The following is a 14878-nucleotide window of genomic DNA, read 5'->3' on the forward strand; positions in this document are numbered from 1 at the left end:
TCGAGGCGGCTACTGCACCCAGCCTGCGCGGGCGCTGCCCCAGCCGGTCTCGGTGTCCCAGCCCGTGGCGACGGACTGGGTCGTGGTGGCGCCGTTGAACGTGCGCACCGAGTAGACGTAGCCGCCGGAGGCGTCGAGCCCGTTCGCGAAGTCGACGCGGATCGCGCCCTCGTCGATGCCTGCGCCGGTGACGTCGTGGAAGCCCTGCCCGTGGGTGCCGTAGATCAGCGGGTTCAGCAGGCCGAAGCCGGTGCCGCCGTTCGCCTGGATCTTCAGCGCCGTGATTCCGGCGAACAGCGGCGACGCGAGACTCGTGCCGCCGATGCGGTACGTGTCGTACGCTGCCGTGCCCGTGAAGGTCTGCGTCTGGCCGACGAGCATGCCGGTGGTCGGGTCGCCGTCCATCGAGACGTCCGGAACCGCGCGTCCGCCGTTGGGGCTGACGACACCGGCGTCCTTCTGGTACTGCGGCTCGGCGATGTTCGACGAGTAGCCGCCGCCTCCGCCGTAGAGGAACGCGTCGCTCTGGGTCCAGGCGCCGCCCTTCAGCACGTACTTCGACGTCTGCCAGCCGGTCTCACCGGTGAGCCCCTGGTCCGTGATCGCGGTCGACGTGCCGCCGACGGCCGTGACGTACGGATCCGAAGCAGGGTAATCGGTCTGCGCCGAGCCGAGACGCGCGGCCTCGTCGCCGTCGTCGCCGCTGGAGAAGACGTAGCTGATGCCCTGGGCCGCGCCCTGCAGGAAAGCGGTCTGGTACGCGAGCAGCAGCGACGGCTTCACCACGTCGCCCGCGCCACCCCAGGAGTTGGTGACGATGTTCGCGACGTTCTCGTCGTTGATGCGCGTGAACGTGTCGAGCAGATCCGGATCCAGGCAGCTCTTGCCCGCGTAGTAGCGGATGTTGGCACCCGGAGCCATGGCGTGCACCGCCTCGACGTCGAGCGTCTCCTCGCCGTACCAGCCGGCCATGCCGCACTGGTGATTCGACTTGTTGCTGTTCACGTTGGTGTACGCGTTCGGCACGTTCTGCGAGAACTGGCCGGCGGCGAACGGCTTGTCACCCGTGTCGGTGGCGTACCTGTTCGCGTCGGCCTCGACCGTGGGCGAGGCATACGCGTCCGTGATCGCGACGGTCACGCCGGTGCCGTCGTAGCCGCCCGTCAGCCCGGCTTCGTAGGCGTTGCGCAGCTGCGGACCGGTGTACCCGCACGGCGAGTACGGCAGCGTCTTCCCGTCGAACGCCGGCAGCACCGTGCCGTCGGGCGTCGCCATGTTGCCGGGGTTCGCGGATCCGTAGGTCGTGCCGCAGACCGGCGAGTTGCGGAATCCGCCGTCCGGCGGGGCGGGCTTCTGCGTCTTCGGCTCGACGAGCGACGGCGTCGTGTCCAGGCCGTCCACTGCGATGACCGCGCCCGCGAGGGCCCCGGGGGTGGTCGCGGCGCCGTCGGGCGACTGCACCGTGAGCCCGTCATGCGTGTAGTTCGAGATGGTCACGCCGAACGCCTTGTTCGCGTTGCCCACTCCGCCCTTGACATCCACGTAGCGGTGGCTGGGATCGACCGTGGTCTTCAGCCCGGCCCCCTGCAGCCAGGACGTGACGGCGTCGACCGTCGCCTGCGGCGCATCGAACCTCGCGTGGTACTGGTCCGCCGAGAGGAACTTCCGGTACTGCGCGGATCCGGGCGTCGAGACCGCGGTCGCGAGCGCCGAGAGTGCGTCCATGCCGCCCGCCGGGGCGAGGTACACGCGGGCGCTCACCGCACCGTTCGCCGGGCCGCCCTTGGTCGCGTGGCTGAGCCAGCCCGGTGTGGAGTTCGGGATCGGGCTCGGGGGCGGCGGCGCGGCGCTCGCGGCGCCTGCTCCGGCGAAGGTGGCGGCGACGGTGGCGACGACCGCGAGGGTGACGCCGAGGACTTTTCTACGCATCCGGGATCTCCAGACATCAGGTTCGGTCCTCGGCGGTCGCCGGTGACCGAGGGCGATGCTATTCCCGTGCGACGGCGCGGCGCGAGAGGGGCGGCGCCGTCGGCACCAGGCTCACAGCGCACGCATCAGGTTCTCCCAGCCGACGCATTCCCGCCGTTCGAACGAGAGCCTGGGGCCGACCGAGACGCACAGTCCGCCCGCGATCTCCGCCCTAGCGGAGAACTTCTCCGTCCGTGACGATCAGGCGCAGGGCACGCCCGGACGCCAGCACGGCGAGGTCGCTCAGCGGATCGCCGTTCACGGCGATCAGGTCGGCTTTCGCCCCCTCTCGCACGACTCCGAGACGCCCGGATTCGCCGATGATCTCGGCTCCGGTGAGCGTCGCCGAACGGATCACCGCGAGGGGGTCCTGCACCCTGCCGCGGATCGCGAACTCCTCGAGCTGGAACGCAAGCCCCTCGCCGTGCAGATCCGTGCCGTAGCCGATCCTCACACCGGACCGGTCGGCGAGCGCGAGCGATTCGAGTCCTCGCTCGAAGACCTCGACCACGGCGGTGCGCTTGGAGGCGTCCAGGTGCTGCCCGGTGTGCCCCTCGACGATCGCCCAGAACGTGGCGAGCGTCGGGACGTAGTAGGCGTCCCTCTCGAGGAACAGCGCGATGCACTCCGCGTCGAGGAAGTTGCCGTGCTCGATCGTGCGCACGCCGAGCCGCAGCGCCCTCGACACCGCCTCCGCCGAGTAGACATGCGCCCCGACGTAACGATGGGCGAGGGCCGCCTCGTCGACCGCGGCGAGGATCTCCGCCTCCGAGAAGCCGAGCGAGTCGATGCGCATCTTCGAGATCACGCCGCCGGAGAGGGTGAGCTTGATGTGATCGGCGCCGTCGCGCAGCTCCGCCCGCAGCGCGCGGCGCACCTCCGCCTCGCCGTCGACGACCCGCGTCAGCGCGTGCCCTCCCGTGGGGGCGAAGATCGGTCCCCCGGCCTTGAGCCGCGGGCCCGTCAGCAGCCGTTCCTCGATCGCGCGGCGCAGCCCGGTGTCCGCGCCGCCCATGTCCCGCACGGTCGTGAAGCCGCGCAGCAGCATGCGGTGCAGCACCTCGGCGGTGCGGGCGGCATGGTAGCTCGGCGACCAGGACAGGATCTCCGTGAAATCGCCCGACGCCTGCGTGACGTGGGCGTGCGCGTCGATCAGCCCGGGGAGGACCGTGCTCCCGACGACGGAGAGCTCCTGCGCGCCGGGCACGGTGCGCGTCGACGTCGAGATCTCCACGATGTCTCCGTCGTGCGCCACGATCGTGCGCGGCGACGACACCTCACCGGTCTCCACGTCGAGGATCGACGCATCGCGGAGCACCAGGGTCGATCGGGTACGGGGACGGGTGCGACGCGGATCACTGCGAACGGGCATCTCGGTTCCTCTCAGACGAACTCGACGTGCGGGATCGAATCGAGCAGGGTCCGCGTGTACGGGTGCTCGGGGTGGTCGAAGACGCGGTCGATCGGGCCCTCCTCGACGAACTGCCCCGCCTGCATCACGACGACGTCGTCCGCGACGTGCCGCACCACCGAGAGGTCGTGCGAGACGAACAGGTACGACAGATCGAGGTCCTTCTGCAGATCGTCGAGCAGGTTCAGGATCTGGGCCTGGATCGACACGTCCAGCGCCGACACCGGCTCGTCGAGCACGAGCACCTTCGGGTTCAGGGCGAGCGCACGGGCGATGCCGACGCGCTGGCGCTGCCCGCCGGAGAACTCCCCCGGCCGACGCGCCGCCATCTCCGCGCTCACGCCGACCCGATCGAGCAGGTCGTCCACGGCCGTGCGGTCGTACCCGCCTGTGATCCGCAGCGGCTCGGCGACGATCTCGTGCACCGTCATCCGCGGATCCAGGGCCGAGTACGGATCCTGGAACACCATCTGCATCCGGCCGCCGAACTGACGGCGCTGGCGCGGCGGAAGGCGTGTGATGTCCTGCCCGAACGCGCGGATCGTGCCGGATGCGACCGGGCTGAGTCCGAACAGCGACCGGATCAGGGTCGACTTGCCGCACCCCGACTCGCCGACGAGGCCCAGGGTGCGGCCGGCGGTGAGCCGGAGCGACACCCCCCGGACGGCCTGCACGCCGCGGCCCCGGCGGATGGCGCCGCGTCGGCCGTAGGTGACGTGCAGGTCGGTGACCTCGATCAACGGCTCTGCGCCGTGCGCCGAGCCGCCCTGCGGCGTGGTGCTCGCGGAATCCGACATGATCAGCCCTCCGATCCGATGGGCGCGACGGGGAGGGGGCTGCGGACCTCGTCGGCGAAATGGCATGCGGAGCGGGAGCCGTTCGGCCGGGTCTCCAGCCTCGGGCGCACCTCGACGCAGGTCGAGCGCCCGCGGGCGAGTTCGCACCGCGGCGCGAATGCGCAGCCCGACGGCCGGGAGCGCGGTGAGGGCGGATTCCCCGGAATGGCATAGGCGCGCTCATCCCGCGCGGTGAGCTGGCTGCGCAGCAGACCCTGCGTGTACGGATGCGTCGGCGACAGGAAGATGTCCCGCGTGGATCCGGCCTCGACGATCCGCCCGGAGTACATGATGAGCATCCGGGAGGCGTTCTGCGCGGCGAGCCCCAGGTCGTGCGTGATGAGGATGAGCGCGGACGACAGCTCGGCGCGCGCCTGCTCCAGCGTCTTCATGACCTGCGCCTGCACCGTGACGTCGAGCGCAGTCGTCGGCTCGTCGGCGATGAGCAGGGCCGGGTCGTTCGCCATCGCCATCGCGATCACCGCGCGCTGGCGCATGCCGCCCGACCACTCGTGCGGGTACGCGCGGGCTCGCGTGGCGGCGTCCTTCACACCCACCCGCGCGAGCAGACCGTGCACCCGGGTGCGCGCCTCGGCGCGGGACACCTTCTGATGCAGCCGGATCGCCTCGGCCAGCTGCGAGCCGATGCGCCGCAGCGGGTTGAGCGCGGTCATCGGATCCTGGAAGATCATGCCGATGTCGCGGCCGCGGATCTGGCACAGCTGCTGCTCGCGCAGGCCCACGATGTCGTTGCCCCGCCACTGGATCGACCCCGAGGCGACCTCGAGCCCGTACGGCAGCAGGCCCATCACGGCGAGCATGGTCAGGCTCTTGCCGGATCCGGACTCGCCCACGATGCCGACGACCTCGCCGTCGTCCACGGTGAAGGACACGTCGTCGATGAGACGCACGGTCTCGCCGTCAGGCCCCGTCGTGGTGACGACCAGTCCCTGCACCTCCAGCAGCGGAGGCGTCGAGATCATCTCTGCAGGCATGTCATCGCACCTTCCGGAGAGGCTGAGTGCTCTCGGCCGTGAACCGCTGGCTGAAGAACGTGGTGCCGCCGACGACCAGGAAGATCGCGAGCCCCGGCAGGATCACCTGCCACGGCGAGAGGCGCAGGTACTTCTGGCCCTCGAGCACGAGCCCGCCCCACGTCGGCTCGGGCGGCTGGATGCCGAGACCGAGGTAGTCGAGGCCGGCCTGCAGCAGGATCACGGATCCGATGCTGGTGACGGCGACGATGAACATCTGCGGCAGCACGTGCGGCAGGATGTGCGTGCGGATGATGCGGGCGGACGAGGCGCCGAGCATCCGCGGCGCCATCACGAAGTCGCGTCCGCGCAGCGACAGCGCCGTCGCGCGGGCGAGCCGGGCGAAGCTCATCCAGTGCGTGAAGCCCAGGACGAGGATCATCAGCAGCGCGCTCGGGCCGAAGATCGCCGAGAGGGCGATCAGCAGCAGCACCGCGGGCAGCGCCAGGCTGACGTCGGTCACGAGGGCGATCACGTTGTCCGCCCAGCCCCCGAAGAATCCGGCGAGCAGGCCCAGCACGGTGCCCACGACGAAGTTCACCAGCACGATCGCGGCGGTGATGAGCAGGGTCGTCTGGCCTCCGGCGGCGACACGGCTGAGCAGGTCGCGCCCGACCACATCGGTCCCGAGCGGGTGGTTCGGATCGATGAACGGCCCGAGGCGGGCGTGCGCGAGATCCTGGGTGAAGGCGTCGAAGCCCGGCCAGAGATGCACGGCGATGATCGCGAGGATGACGAGCAGCACGACGATGCCGCCGAGCGTGGAGAGCCAGCGCCCCTGACGGGTGCTGAACCGCGGGCGACGGCGGGTCGCCGCGCTCACCTGGGCCATGGCCACTGTGTCGGTCATGCGAGTTTCACTCTCGGATCGATGAGCGAGTAGAGGAGGTCGACGACGACGTTGACGACCACGAAGATGAGCACCACCACGAGCAGCCCCGCCTGCACGACGGCGAAGTCGCGCTGGCTCACGGCGTTGATCAGGGTGACGCCCATACCGGGCCAGGAGAACACCTGCTCGACGATGATCGTGCCGCCGAGGAGGCTCGCGAGGTTGAGCCCGGCGACGGTGAGGATCGGCAGGAAGGCGTTGGGCAGCATCTCGGTGGCGACGACCGCGGCGTGACTCTTGCCCCGCGCGTACGCCGTGCGCACGTACTCGGCCGTGGTCTGCTCGCTGAGCGCCGAATCCAGCAGCCGCACGTACAGCACGAACTGGGCGGTGGCGATGGTGGCGACCGGCAGCACGAACGAGGCGGGGCCGGTGTAGCCGAGGCTCGGCAGCCAGCTCAGGGCGACCGCGAAGATCAGCACCAGCAGCACGCCGAAGAAGAAGTCCGGGACCGAGGAGCGCAGCGCACCGGTCCAGACGAACATCGCCCGCAGCGCGCGGCTGCCCGTGATGTGGATGAGCACCGCGGCGACCACGGCCAGCACCAGCCCGATCGCGAAGGAGGTGAGCGCGAGCGTGGTGGTCGCGGGGAGCCGTTCGAGGATGATCCCGATCGCGGTCTGGGACGGGTTGCGGTAGGAGACCCCGAAGTCGCCGCGCAGGAGGCCGGCGAGGTAGCGCCCGTACTGCACGAGCAGCGGGTCGTTGAAGCCGAGCTTGCCGTTCAGGTCGTCGATCTGCTGCTGGGTGGCGCCCTCGGTGAGGATCAGGGCCGCGGGCTTGCCCGACAGCCGTCCGAGGACGAACGCGATGGTGACCGCGACGAACAGCGTGACGACCGCCTGCAGGATGCGACGGATGATGTAGGACATGGGGATCTGATCTCCTCAGCGTGGATCGGTGCGCGGGCCCGAGGCTCTGGGCCCGCGCACCGAGCTCATTTGGCCGAGCGCCCGATCTCGGCGGCGCGGTAGATGCCGTCGACGGCCGGGGTCCAGCTGATGGTGCCGGCCGCCGCGTACGCGTTCTTGTTCTGCCAGAGCGGGACGTTCGACACGTTCTCGGTGTTCCACTGCCAGATCTGCCTGAACACGGCGTCGCGCTTGTCGGCGCCGGCGGCCTGCTGCTCCAGGTAGAGCTTCGCCATCTCGGGGCTGCGCGCGTAATCCTCGGGGCCGCCGGCGAGCAGCTGGCTGACGACCACGTCGCCGTCCATGCTCGAGGGCGACCAGTAGTTCAGGTACAGACCGGTGATCTGGTGGTTCGCCAGGCTCAGGCTGAGGCTGGACTGCTCCGAGCCCACGAGCTTGATGTTCAGGCCGGCCTTGCCGAGGTCGGCCGCGATCGCCTGCGCGACCTCGGGGTCCGTCGGGGATCCGCCGGTGCTCGCGTACTGCAGCGTGATCGCCTCGCCGTCGTAGCCCGAGTCGGCGACGAGCTTCTTCGCCGCGTCGAGGTCGTACTTCGGCGTGGGGTAGCCGTCGACGTAGCCGGTGACGCCCTTCGCGACGGGCTGGCCGGTGGGCGTGGCGAGGCCGTTGAGCAGACTTTTGATGATCGAGCTGCGGTCGATCGCAAGCGGGATCGCCTGGCGCACCTTCTGGTTCGACAGCGCGCCGGCGGTGGTGTTCACGCCCAGGAACGCGACCTGGTTGGAGGCCGCCTCGATCACCCGGGCGTTCTGGGCCCCGTCGAACACGGGCACCTGGCTGGCCGGGATGATCGCGGTGTCCAGCGTGCCCGACTCGACGCCCGTGACGCGGGCGTCGGGGGCGCCGACGAACGAGAACGTGATGTCCTTGATCTTCGCCTTGGTGCCCCAGTAAGCGTCGTTGCGGGTGATCTTGTAGTCCACGCCGTGGTTCCAGGCGACGAAGGTGTACGGGCCGGTGCCGACCGGCGCGTTCGGGAACTTGTCCGGGCCCAGCGCCTCGTAGACCTTCTCCGGCACGATCCCGATCGTCGCGACCTGGTTGAGCCAGGCGCTGAACGGGTTCTTCAGGGTGAACGTCACGGTGTGCGCATCGGTCGCCTCGACCTTGCTCACCATGGCGATCGCGACCTTGTTGGTGGACTTGTCGCTGGCGAGGATCTTGTTGTACGTGTACACGATGTCCGACGCCTTCAGGTCGGATCCGTCCTGGAACTTGACGCCGTCGCGAATGGTGAAGGTCCACACGTCCTTGGTGTCGTTCGAGGTCCATTTGGTGGCGAGGCCCGGCTGGATCGTTCCCTTGGCGTCGATGCGGGTCAGGCCGTCGAACACCGCGTAGTACATGTTCCACGCCGAGAGCGAGCGCATCATGATCGGGTCGATGTTGGCCGGTTCCGTGGGCATCGCCAGGGTCGCGGAGCCGTTGTCGACAGCCGCGGTCGAGCTGCCGCCGGTGCTCGTCGCGGTGCCCGCGCTGCCCATGCAGCCGGACAGCAGCACCGCGCCGAGGGCGAGGGCGGCGCCGAGGGCCAGGAGGCGCCCGCGTCGCTGTGTCTTCGTTGACATTTCGGGTTCCTTTCATCCGTCACAGCGCCGGAGGGCGTGTGCGGGAGCGGATCGGGTAGCGAAAGTAATGTGTAATACATTACCTTCGCTGTTCGATTTTGGTATACAAATCTGCGACTGTCAAGGGGCACTCCCTCCCGATGTCGCAGCGTCAGGAACGGATCAGAACGCCCATCTGCGGCATCCCGGGGACCTCGAGCTCCGAGATCTCGAGCGAGTCCAGATCCACGATCGCGAGCCCGTCCCACGGGCCCCGGCTGGTGGATCCACCCGTGAGGATCGCCTTGCGGCGGCCATCCGGTGCATCCAGCCACTCCACGACGTTCTCGTGCCCCTTCTCGAGCGGCAGCACCGTCTCGTCACCCGATCCGAGATCGCGGATCGTCAGGCTCGGGCCCCGGGTCGCCCCGCCGATGGCGCCCACGCCGACGACCAGCAGACGCCCGTCGGTGGTCAGCCCCACGCCGTGCTGGTGCGAGTCGGCGGTCATCGGCTGCGTCTCATAGGTGCGCGTCGCCGGCGAGTAGACCACGAGCCCTTGGCCCTGGTACGGCAGATAGAGGGTGCCGTCCTCGGCGACGGCGGCGTAGTGCGGCTTGTAGTGCGACATCAGGCCGCCCTCGGTGCCGAACGGGGCGATCTCGGTGCTCGTCACGGTGTGGGCGGGGATGCTGATCGTGTTGAGCGTGAACGAGTCGTGGTCGATCGTGTACACCTCGTCCCCGGTGGGCGAGATCTGCACGTCGAACGGCCGCAGCCCCACCTCGAACGAGTCGGTGAACGCCCCGGCCGCCGTGTCGAAGCGCTCCACGGCCGAGTTCCGCCCTGTGCGGGTGATCGCGACGTAGACCGCGGATCCGTCCGGGGTCACCACGACGCCGGTCCCGCCGGGGCGCTCCTCGCCGTACTCGATGACGGAGGGCTGGTCGAGATACGGAACCAGCGCGAGCCGCTCGCGGGTGTCGAGGTCGACCACGGCCAGGCCCACCGCCGTGCTCACGTAGGCGCGGCGGGACCCCTCGTCCACGGCGACCGCCCACGGGGCTGCTCCCACGACCGTCTCGGTCTGCACCGGCGCGTCCGGGCTCCTGAGATCGACGAAGGCGATCCTCTCGCCGTGACTCTCTGTGACCACGAAGATCGATCCGTGGCCGGGCGTGCTGGTGCGGACCACCATGGGGCCCTCGCTTCCTCCGGGCATCCCGGTTCGACTCGGCTCCGGCGCGCACGAAGGCGCCTCGGATCGCCCTCTGGGCGGCCACGGGCGCACCGGATCAACTTCGTCGAAAATGGTATGCCATTTAGCGGTTGGTATACAACAGGGGAATTCTGTTCGAGGATCGATTCAGGATCCGGCGACATCTAGCACGAGATCGGTCCGGACCTCGCCCACCGCGACACGCACGGTGACCTCGCCGGCGTTCTGTGCCTGCAGGCCGAGTGAGCTGGCGACGCCGTCGGCGTCGGTGGAGGACGTCTCGAACCCGCCCGGGTAGGCCGCGGGCCCCGAGATCACCTCGAAGGTCGCGACGCGATCCTTCAGCGGAACGCCGTCGACCGTGGCCTGCACGACGAGCCGCACCTCGTCGCCGAGGCGGACCGCGCCCTCCGGCGACACGACGCGGATCTCCGGACCGCGCTGTGCCGCCGCGGCGGACGCCGAGGTCGCGGGCCTCGCGGCGCCCGCCGTGCATCCGGTGAGGAGGGCTGGCACGAGCAGGGCGAGCAGAGCGACCGCCGCCGCACCGCCGGCCCCGGCGCCGGCGCGGCTCACGCCTGCACCAGGGTGATCACGAACGTCCGCGTCACCGGTCCCACGTGCACCAGCACGGGGAAGGTGCCCGCGGCGAGCGCCACGATCGGCAGGATCAGGGTGCCGTCGGTGTCGATCGGGGCGGAGGCCAGAGCGCCCTGCAGGAGGACGGACTCGTCCCACGACGCGATCCCGCCGGCGTTCACGAACTCCGCCGTGCCGTCCGCCGGGATCGGGCCGGAGCCTGCGACCTGGAAGATCAGCGGTGCGGTGTCCCCCGCGGCCGAGAACGGGTAGGTCTGCGCGTCGTCCACGGCGCCGAGGAGGTCGATCGTGATCGCGGCCGAGGCCGAGGCCTGCGGCAGCGCGACCGCCGCCGCGATGACCGGCACCGACCAGGCGCCGGCGACGAGGGTGCGTCGCCGGGTCCAGCCGCGGTCGCCCCCCATGCCCTCGCCTCCGGGCGTCGTCGTGATCTGCGTCGTCATGGTGCTGCCTCCTGCGTGGGTGTCTCCGCGGTGTCGGGTGCGCCGCGGGCGGGATCCGGTGCCGGTGCTCATCGCGCGGCCGGGTAGGGCGTCGGGATCGTGGCCATGCCGGATCCGCTCGTCAGGGTGACCGTCGCGGTACCCGCGGGGATCGAGGCCAGCATCGTGCTGAACCCGTACGACACCGTCGCGCCAGGCGCGACCGCCGGATACGTCCTGGTGCCGTACTTCGTGGCGATCTTCACGTCGGTCGCCGTGGACCCGGTGTTCGTCACCGCGACCGTGAGCACGACCTTGCCCGAGACCACGGCCGGCGTGACCTTCACGTCGGCCGTCAGCGTCGCGACCGGGTCCACCACCGTGATCTGCGGCAGCGTCGTCGTGCGGTCGCGGAACGCGGCGGTGATCGTCACGGTTCCGGCCGTCGCGGCGGTCGCACCTGGTGCGACGGCGATGCCGGCGGCGTTGCTCGAGACGGTTGCCGTGCTCGCTCCCCCGGCGAACGCGCCGCCCGAGATCGTGAACACCACGTCGGCGCCGGAGACGCCGTTGCCGGACGCGTCGACCACCTTCGCACCGAAACCGGTGATGGCCTCGCCACGCAGGACGGTCTTCGCGGCGCCCAGGGGCTGCACGTCCTGCCCGGCGTCGGCGCCGGTCGCCGCGAGCGTGAGACCCGAGATCGGCCCGTTCACGCCCTGATCGGTCGCCCGGTACTCGACGAGCGCGGCTGCCGTGCCCGGCACGGCGAACGGCGTGGAATACGCCTGCCAGGCGCCGCCGTCGACGCGGTACTCGATGCCGCCGGCCGACGCCGCCGGGACCGTGTGCAGCGTGACCGTGCGCCCCGCCGCGCTCGCGACCACTGCGGGCAGCGACGACGGATCCGGAGCACCCTTGCCGAGCGAGAACGAGGCCACCACAGCGCGGTGATTGCTCGCCCAGGCGTTGCGGAGCACGGCGGTCGGCGACGGCCAGCCCGCCACGACCGTGTTCGCGCCGAGCACCTGCAGCGCCGATCCGGCGTAGTGCACGGTGTCGATGCGGTCCTGCGGCTCATCGGCGCCCGACGGTGCCTTCACGACGAGCGGCGACCAGGTCTCGCCCGGCTCGGAAGCCGGATCCGGATTGGCGGTGCGGTAGGCGTCGGCCAGACCGGCCTGCGCGAGGCGTGCGGGCACGGGCCAGTCCACCGCGCCGATGCCGCAGTGCGCGGCGGCGGTCGCGGCGGTCCAATCGGCGCCCGACGGCGATTCCAGATCCGAGAGGACGACGACCGGTGTCGGCGCGGACGTCTCCGTCGTGATCGCCGCCGCGAGGGCGTCGACCTGCGCGTAGCGGGTGCTGCCGCGTTCCGCCGCGACGAGAGCCGCCGGGTCGGTCACCCCGTCGAGGCATGCGGCCTCGGGGCCGTAGCCTGTGCGGTCCAGCCCCATCGTCCACACCCGCACCGGGCGACCGAGCACGTCCACCGTCGCGCCCAGACCCGGCTGCTCACCGACGACGGTGCGTGCGCTGAGCGGGTGCGGCGAGATCAGCCCCACGCCACCCGGCCCTTCGAGAGCGTTCCAGCCGAGGGCCTTCGCGAGGGCGGTCGCGGCAGTGCCGCCGTCCTGCTGCACGCCGATCACGTCGAAGCCGTTCTCGGCGATCACGGCGAGGTTCTTCAGCGTCGCGTCGTTGACATGGCCGCCCGCATCCCAGAGGTTCCAGGTGACCGCGTCGAACGGCGCCGCCGCATCGGCCGCGAGCACGGGGACCTCGACCTCGATGCGGGCCGTGGTCGTGCCGTCCGTCGCCTCGACCGTGAGGTAGCCGGGATCCGCGGGCGCACTCGCGGGAGCGGTCCCGGACACGACGCCCTGCGCGTCGACGTTCAGCCAGGCGTCGCCCTCGACCTTCGTGTACGACGTCACGGATCCGCCGTTCCACAGCCCGGCGACGGTCTGCGAGACCGCACCGCCCGTGCGCACCGAGGGCGCGCGCAGCACGCCGGACACGAAACCGCGGGCGAGTGTGGATCCGTCCATCACGACGTCACCGGAGTGCGTGGCCATGTAGTCGTTCTGGACCTGCGCGGCGGAGATCGCCCGGTCGTAGAAATCGAACGTGTCGATCGCGGCGTTGATGAAGCCGTCGCCGTCGTCGAGCAGCGAGCCCTCCGCGCCGACCCGGAACGGGTAGCCGCTGACCAGCGAGAAGCTGGAGCCGAGGCTGGTGCTCTGCGCGGTCTGCTCGCCGTCGACGAACGTCGTCATCGTGCTCGCGGAGCGGTCGACGACCACGGCCACGTGGTGCCAGGATCCGATCACGGACGTGCGGCTCGCGTCGGCGAGGTAGTTCTGCGTCGTCGACGTCCCGTTCTGACCGAAGCATCCGCGGAGGATGCCGGGGCTGCCCGCCGTGTTGTAGAGCGTAGCCCCGCGGTTGTAGCAGTGCCGGAAGTCCTGGTTCGAGACGATCGGCGAGTCCGAGCTCGACGAAGCCTCCTTGAGCCAGAACGTGTACGAGAAGCTGCCGGATCCGTCCGTGTGCCCGGGGACGAGCGGGAGCGAGAAGAAGTTCACGCCGCGCGTGCTGCCGTCCGGCGCGTTGACGTACGCCGCCTTGCCCGTGGTGCCGGCGACATAGGACGGCGAACCCGACCAGGTCGCGTCGTTGCCGCGTCCGGAGGAGTCGGGGATCGCGGTGCCGTCCGCGGTCTCGAAGTCGTAGGAGGCGAACGGGGCGACCGCGTCGCCCGGTGCCCGCAGCCGGCTCCAGATCGCGGAGAGCGTCACCGTCGTGTTCGCGCGGACCGTGAGATCGGCGGCCGACTGGGCGTCGGTGTAGACGACCTGACCCTTCGGGCTCAGCGCCCATCCCTGGAACTGGTAGCCGGGTCGGACGAAGCCGTTGGCCGCGAGCGTGGATGCCGTGCCGATCGTGAACGTCTGCGCCGCCATGTCGCCGGAGGTGGCGCCGTTGCCGTCGAAGGCGACCGTGTAGGTGCCGGAGTCGGGCTTGAGCGTCGCGTAGTCATCGGCGACCTGTGCGGACGGCAGCACCGCGTCGTAGAACCGGAGGTCGTCGATCGCGGCGTTCGTGTAGCCGTCGCTGACATCCTTCTCGCTGCCGCTGAACCCGCCGATGTTGAACGCGAGACCGCTCTTCAGGTTCGTGGACGCGGTCACCTCGCCGGCCGCCGAGCGTTTCGTCTCGACGCCGTCGGTGTACACGATGATCACGTTCGCCGTGCGGTCGACCGTGACGGCCACGTGGTGCCAGGATCCGGCGATGTTCGGGGAGGCGCCGTTGATGTAGCGCTTCGTGCCGCCCGCGGTGGTGCCCCAGCACGCCTGCAGCACGCCCTGGGTGGTCTGGTTGTAGAGCGTGAGGCCCGCGTTGTTGCACGACGCGAAGTCCTGGTTGCTCATCAGCGTGCCGTACGAGGTGCGGCTCTGCTCCGACATCCAGAACTCGTAGGAGAAGCTCCCTGATGCATCGGTCTTCCCGGCGACCAGGGGCAGCTTCACGTAATTCGTGCCGAGCCCGATGGTCGCCGCGGATCCGGAGACGCCGGGTCGGTAGCCCGGGGATCCGACCCAGCGCGCGTCGTTGCCGTTGCCCGAGACGTCCTTCACGGTCGACCCGTTGTCGGCGTCGAAGGTGTATGCCGCGACCGGCGCGATCGCCCCCGGCACGGCGGCGCGCGGACCCGGCGCTGCAGGTGCAGCGGGCGCGGGCGTCTCCGGCGCCGGTGCCGTTGTCGGTGCCGGATCCGCGGTCGGCGTCGTGGTCGGCTCCGGGGAAGGGGCCGGGGTCGACGACGCCGGGGAGGACGACGGTGCGGGGGTCGGATCCGCGACCGCCGCGGGCGTCGCCGCGAACGTCGAGACGACGATGGCGGCGCCCGCGAGGGCGGCGAGGGCGAGGCGGCGCAGACGCCGGCGCGGGAGGGGCATGCGGGACTCCATCGGATCGAGTGCGGGCGTGATCGGGTGCTCGTCGGGGTGG

Annotated in this window: 11 protein-coding genes; all 11 read right to left on the reverse strand. The window is 70.5% G+C overall.

What is annotated here, in order from left to right; translation table 11 throughout:
- Window positions 1-9: 9 nt before the first annotated feature.
- The 11 genes from ACFWCK_RS04495 to ACFWCK_RS04545 all read right to left on the reverse strand — a co-directional run bounded on the left by ACFWCK_RS04495 (window position 10) and on the right by ACFWCK_RS04545 (window position 14826).
- Window positions 10-1929: a protease pro-enzyme activation domain-containing protein gene (locus ACFWCK_RS04495; protein ID WP_378804761.1), complete on the reverse strand. Its 1920-nt coding sequence runs from the start codon at window positions 1927-1929 to the stop codon at window positions 10-12.
- Between the two features lie 211 nt (window positions 1930-2140).
- Window positions 2141-3340 (reverse strand): amidohydrolase family protein, encoded by a 1200-nt coding sequence (locus ACFWCK_RS04500; RefSeq protein ID WP_378804763.1) that lies wholly within the window; start codon window positions 3338-3340, stop codon window positions 2141-2143.
- Window positions 3341-3351: 11 nt separating this feature from the next.
- Complete coding sequence (locus ACFWCK_RS04505; protein WP_233312289.1) at window positions 3352-4176, reverse strand: ABC transporter ATP-binding protein; 825 nt, start codon at window positions 4174-4176, stop codon at window positions 3352-3354.
- A gap of 2 nt (window positions 4177-4178) precedes the next feature.
- Window positions 4179-5210: an ABC transporter ATP-binding protein gene (locus ACFWCK_RS04510; RefSeq protein ID WP_378804764.1), complete on the reverse strand. Its 1032-nt coding sequence runs from the start codon at window positions 5208-5210 to the stop codon at window positions 4179-4181.
- 1 nt (window position 5211) lies between these two features.
- Window positions 5212-6099: an ABC transporter permease gene (locus tag ACFWCK_RS04515; RefSeq protein ID WP_378804765.1), complete on the reverse strand. Its 888-nt coding sequence runs from the start codon at window positions 6097-6099 to the stop codon at window positions 5212-5214.
- Entirely contained in the window at window positions 6096-7013 is a 918-nt protein-coding gene (locus tag ACFWCK_RS04520; protein WP_378804766.1) for an ABC transporter permease, read from the reverse strand. Before ACFWCK_RS04520 ends, ACFWCK_RS04515 begins: the two co-directional genes overlap by 4 nt.
- 65 nt (window positions 7014-7078) lie before the next feature.
- Window positions 7079-8641: an ABC transporter substrate-binding protein gene (locus ACFWCK_RS04525; protein ID WP_378804767.1), complete on the reverse strand. Its 1563-nt coding sequence runs from the start codon at window positions 8639-8641 to the stop codon at window positions 7079-7081.
- Between the two features lie 151 nt (window positions 8642-8792).
- Window positions 8793-9818, reverse strand: coding sequence for a YncE family protein (locus ACFWCK_RS04530; RefSeq protein ID WP_378804769.1), 1026 nt, complete (start codon window positions 9816-9818; stop codon window positions 8793-8795).
- Between the two features lie 168 nt (window positions 9819-9986).
- Complete coding sequence (locus ACFWCK_RS04535; RefSeq protein ID WP_378804770.1) at window positions 9987-10415, reverse strand: hypothetical protein; 429 nt, start codon at window positions 10413-10415, stop codon at window positions 9987-9989.
- A complete protein-coding gene (locus tag ACFWCK_RS04540; RefSeq protein ID WP_378804771.1) occupies window positions 10412-10882 on the reverse strand; it encodes a hypothetical protein in 471 nt (156 codons plus the stop codon). The genes ACFWCK_RS04535 and ACFWCK_RS04540 overlap by 4 nt, the downstream gene beginning before the upstream one ends.
- A 68-nt stretch (window positions 10883-10950) precedes the next feature.
- Window positions 10951-14826 (reverse strand): LamG-like jellyroll fold domain-containing protein, encoded by a 3876-nt coding sequence (locus tag ACFWCK_RS04545; RefSeq protein WP_378804773.1) that lies wholly within the window; start codon window positions 14824-14826, stop codon window positions 10951-10953.
- Window positions 14827-14878 lie beyond the last annotated feature (52 nt).

The organism is Microbacterium sp. NPDC060117, assembly GCF_042729315.1.
Classification (GTDB): domain Bacteria; phylum Actinomycetota; class Actinomycetes; order Actinomycetales; family Microbacteriaceae; genus Microbacterium.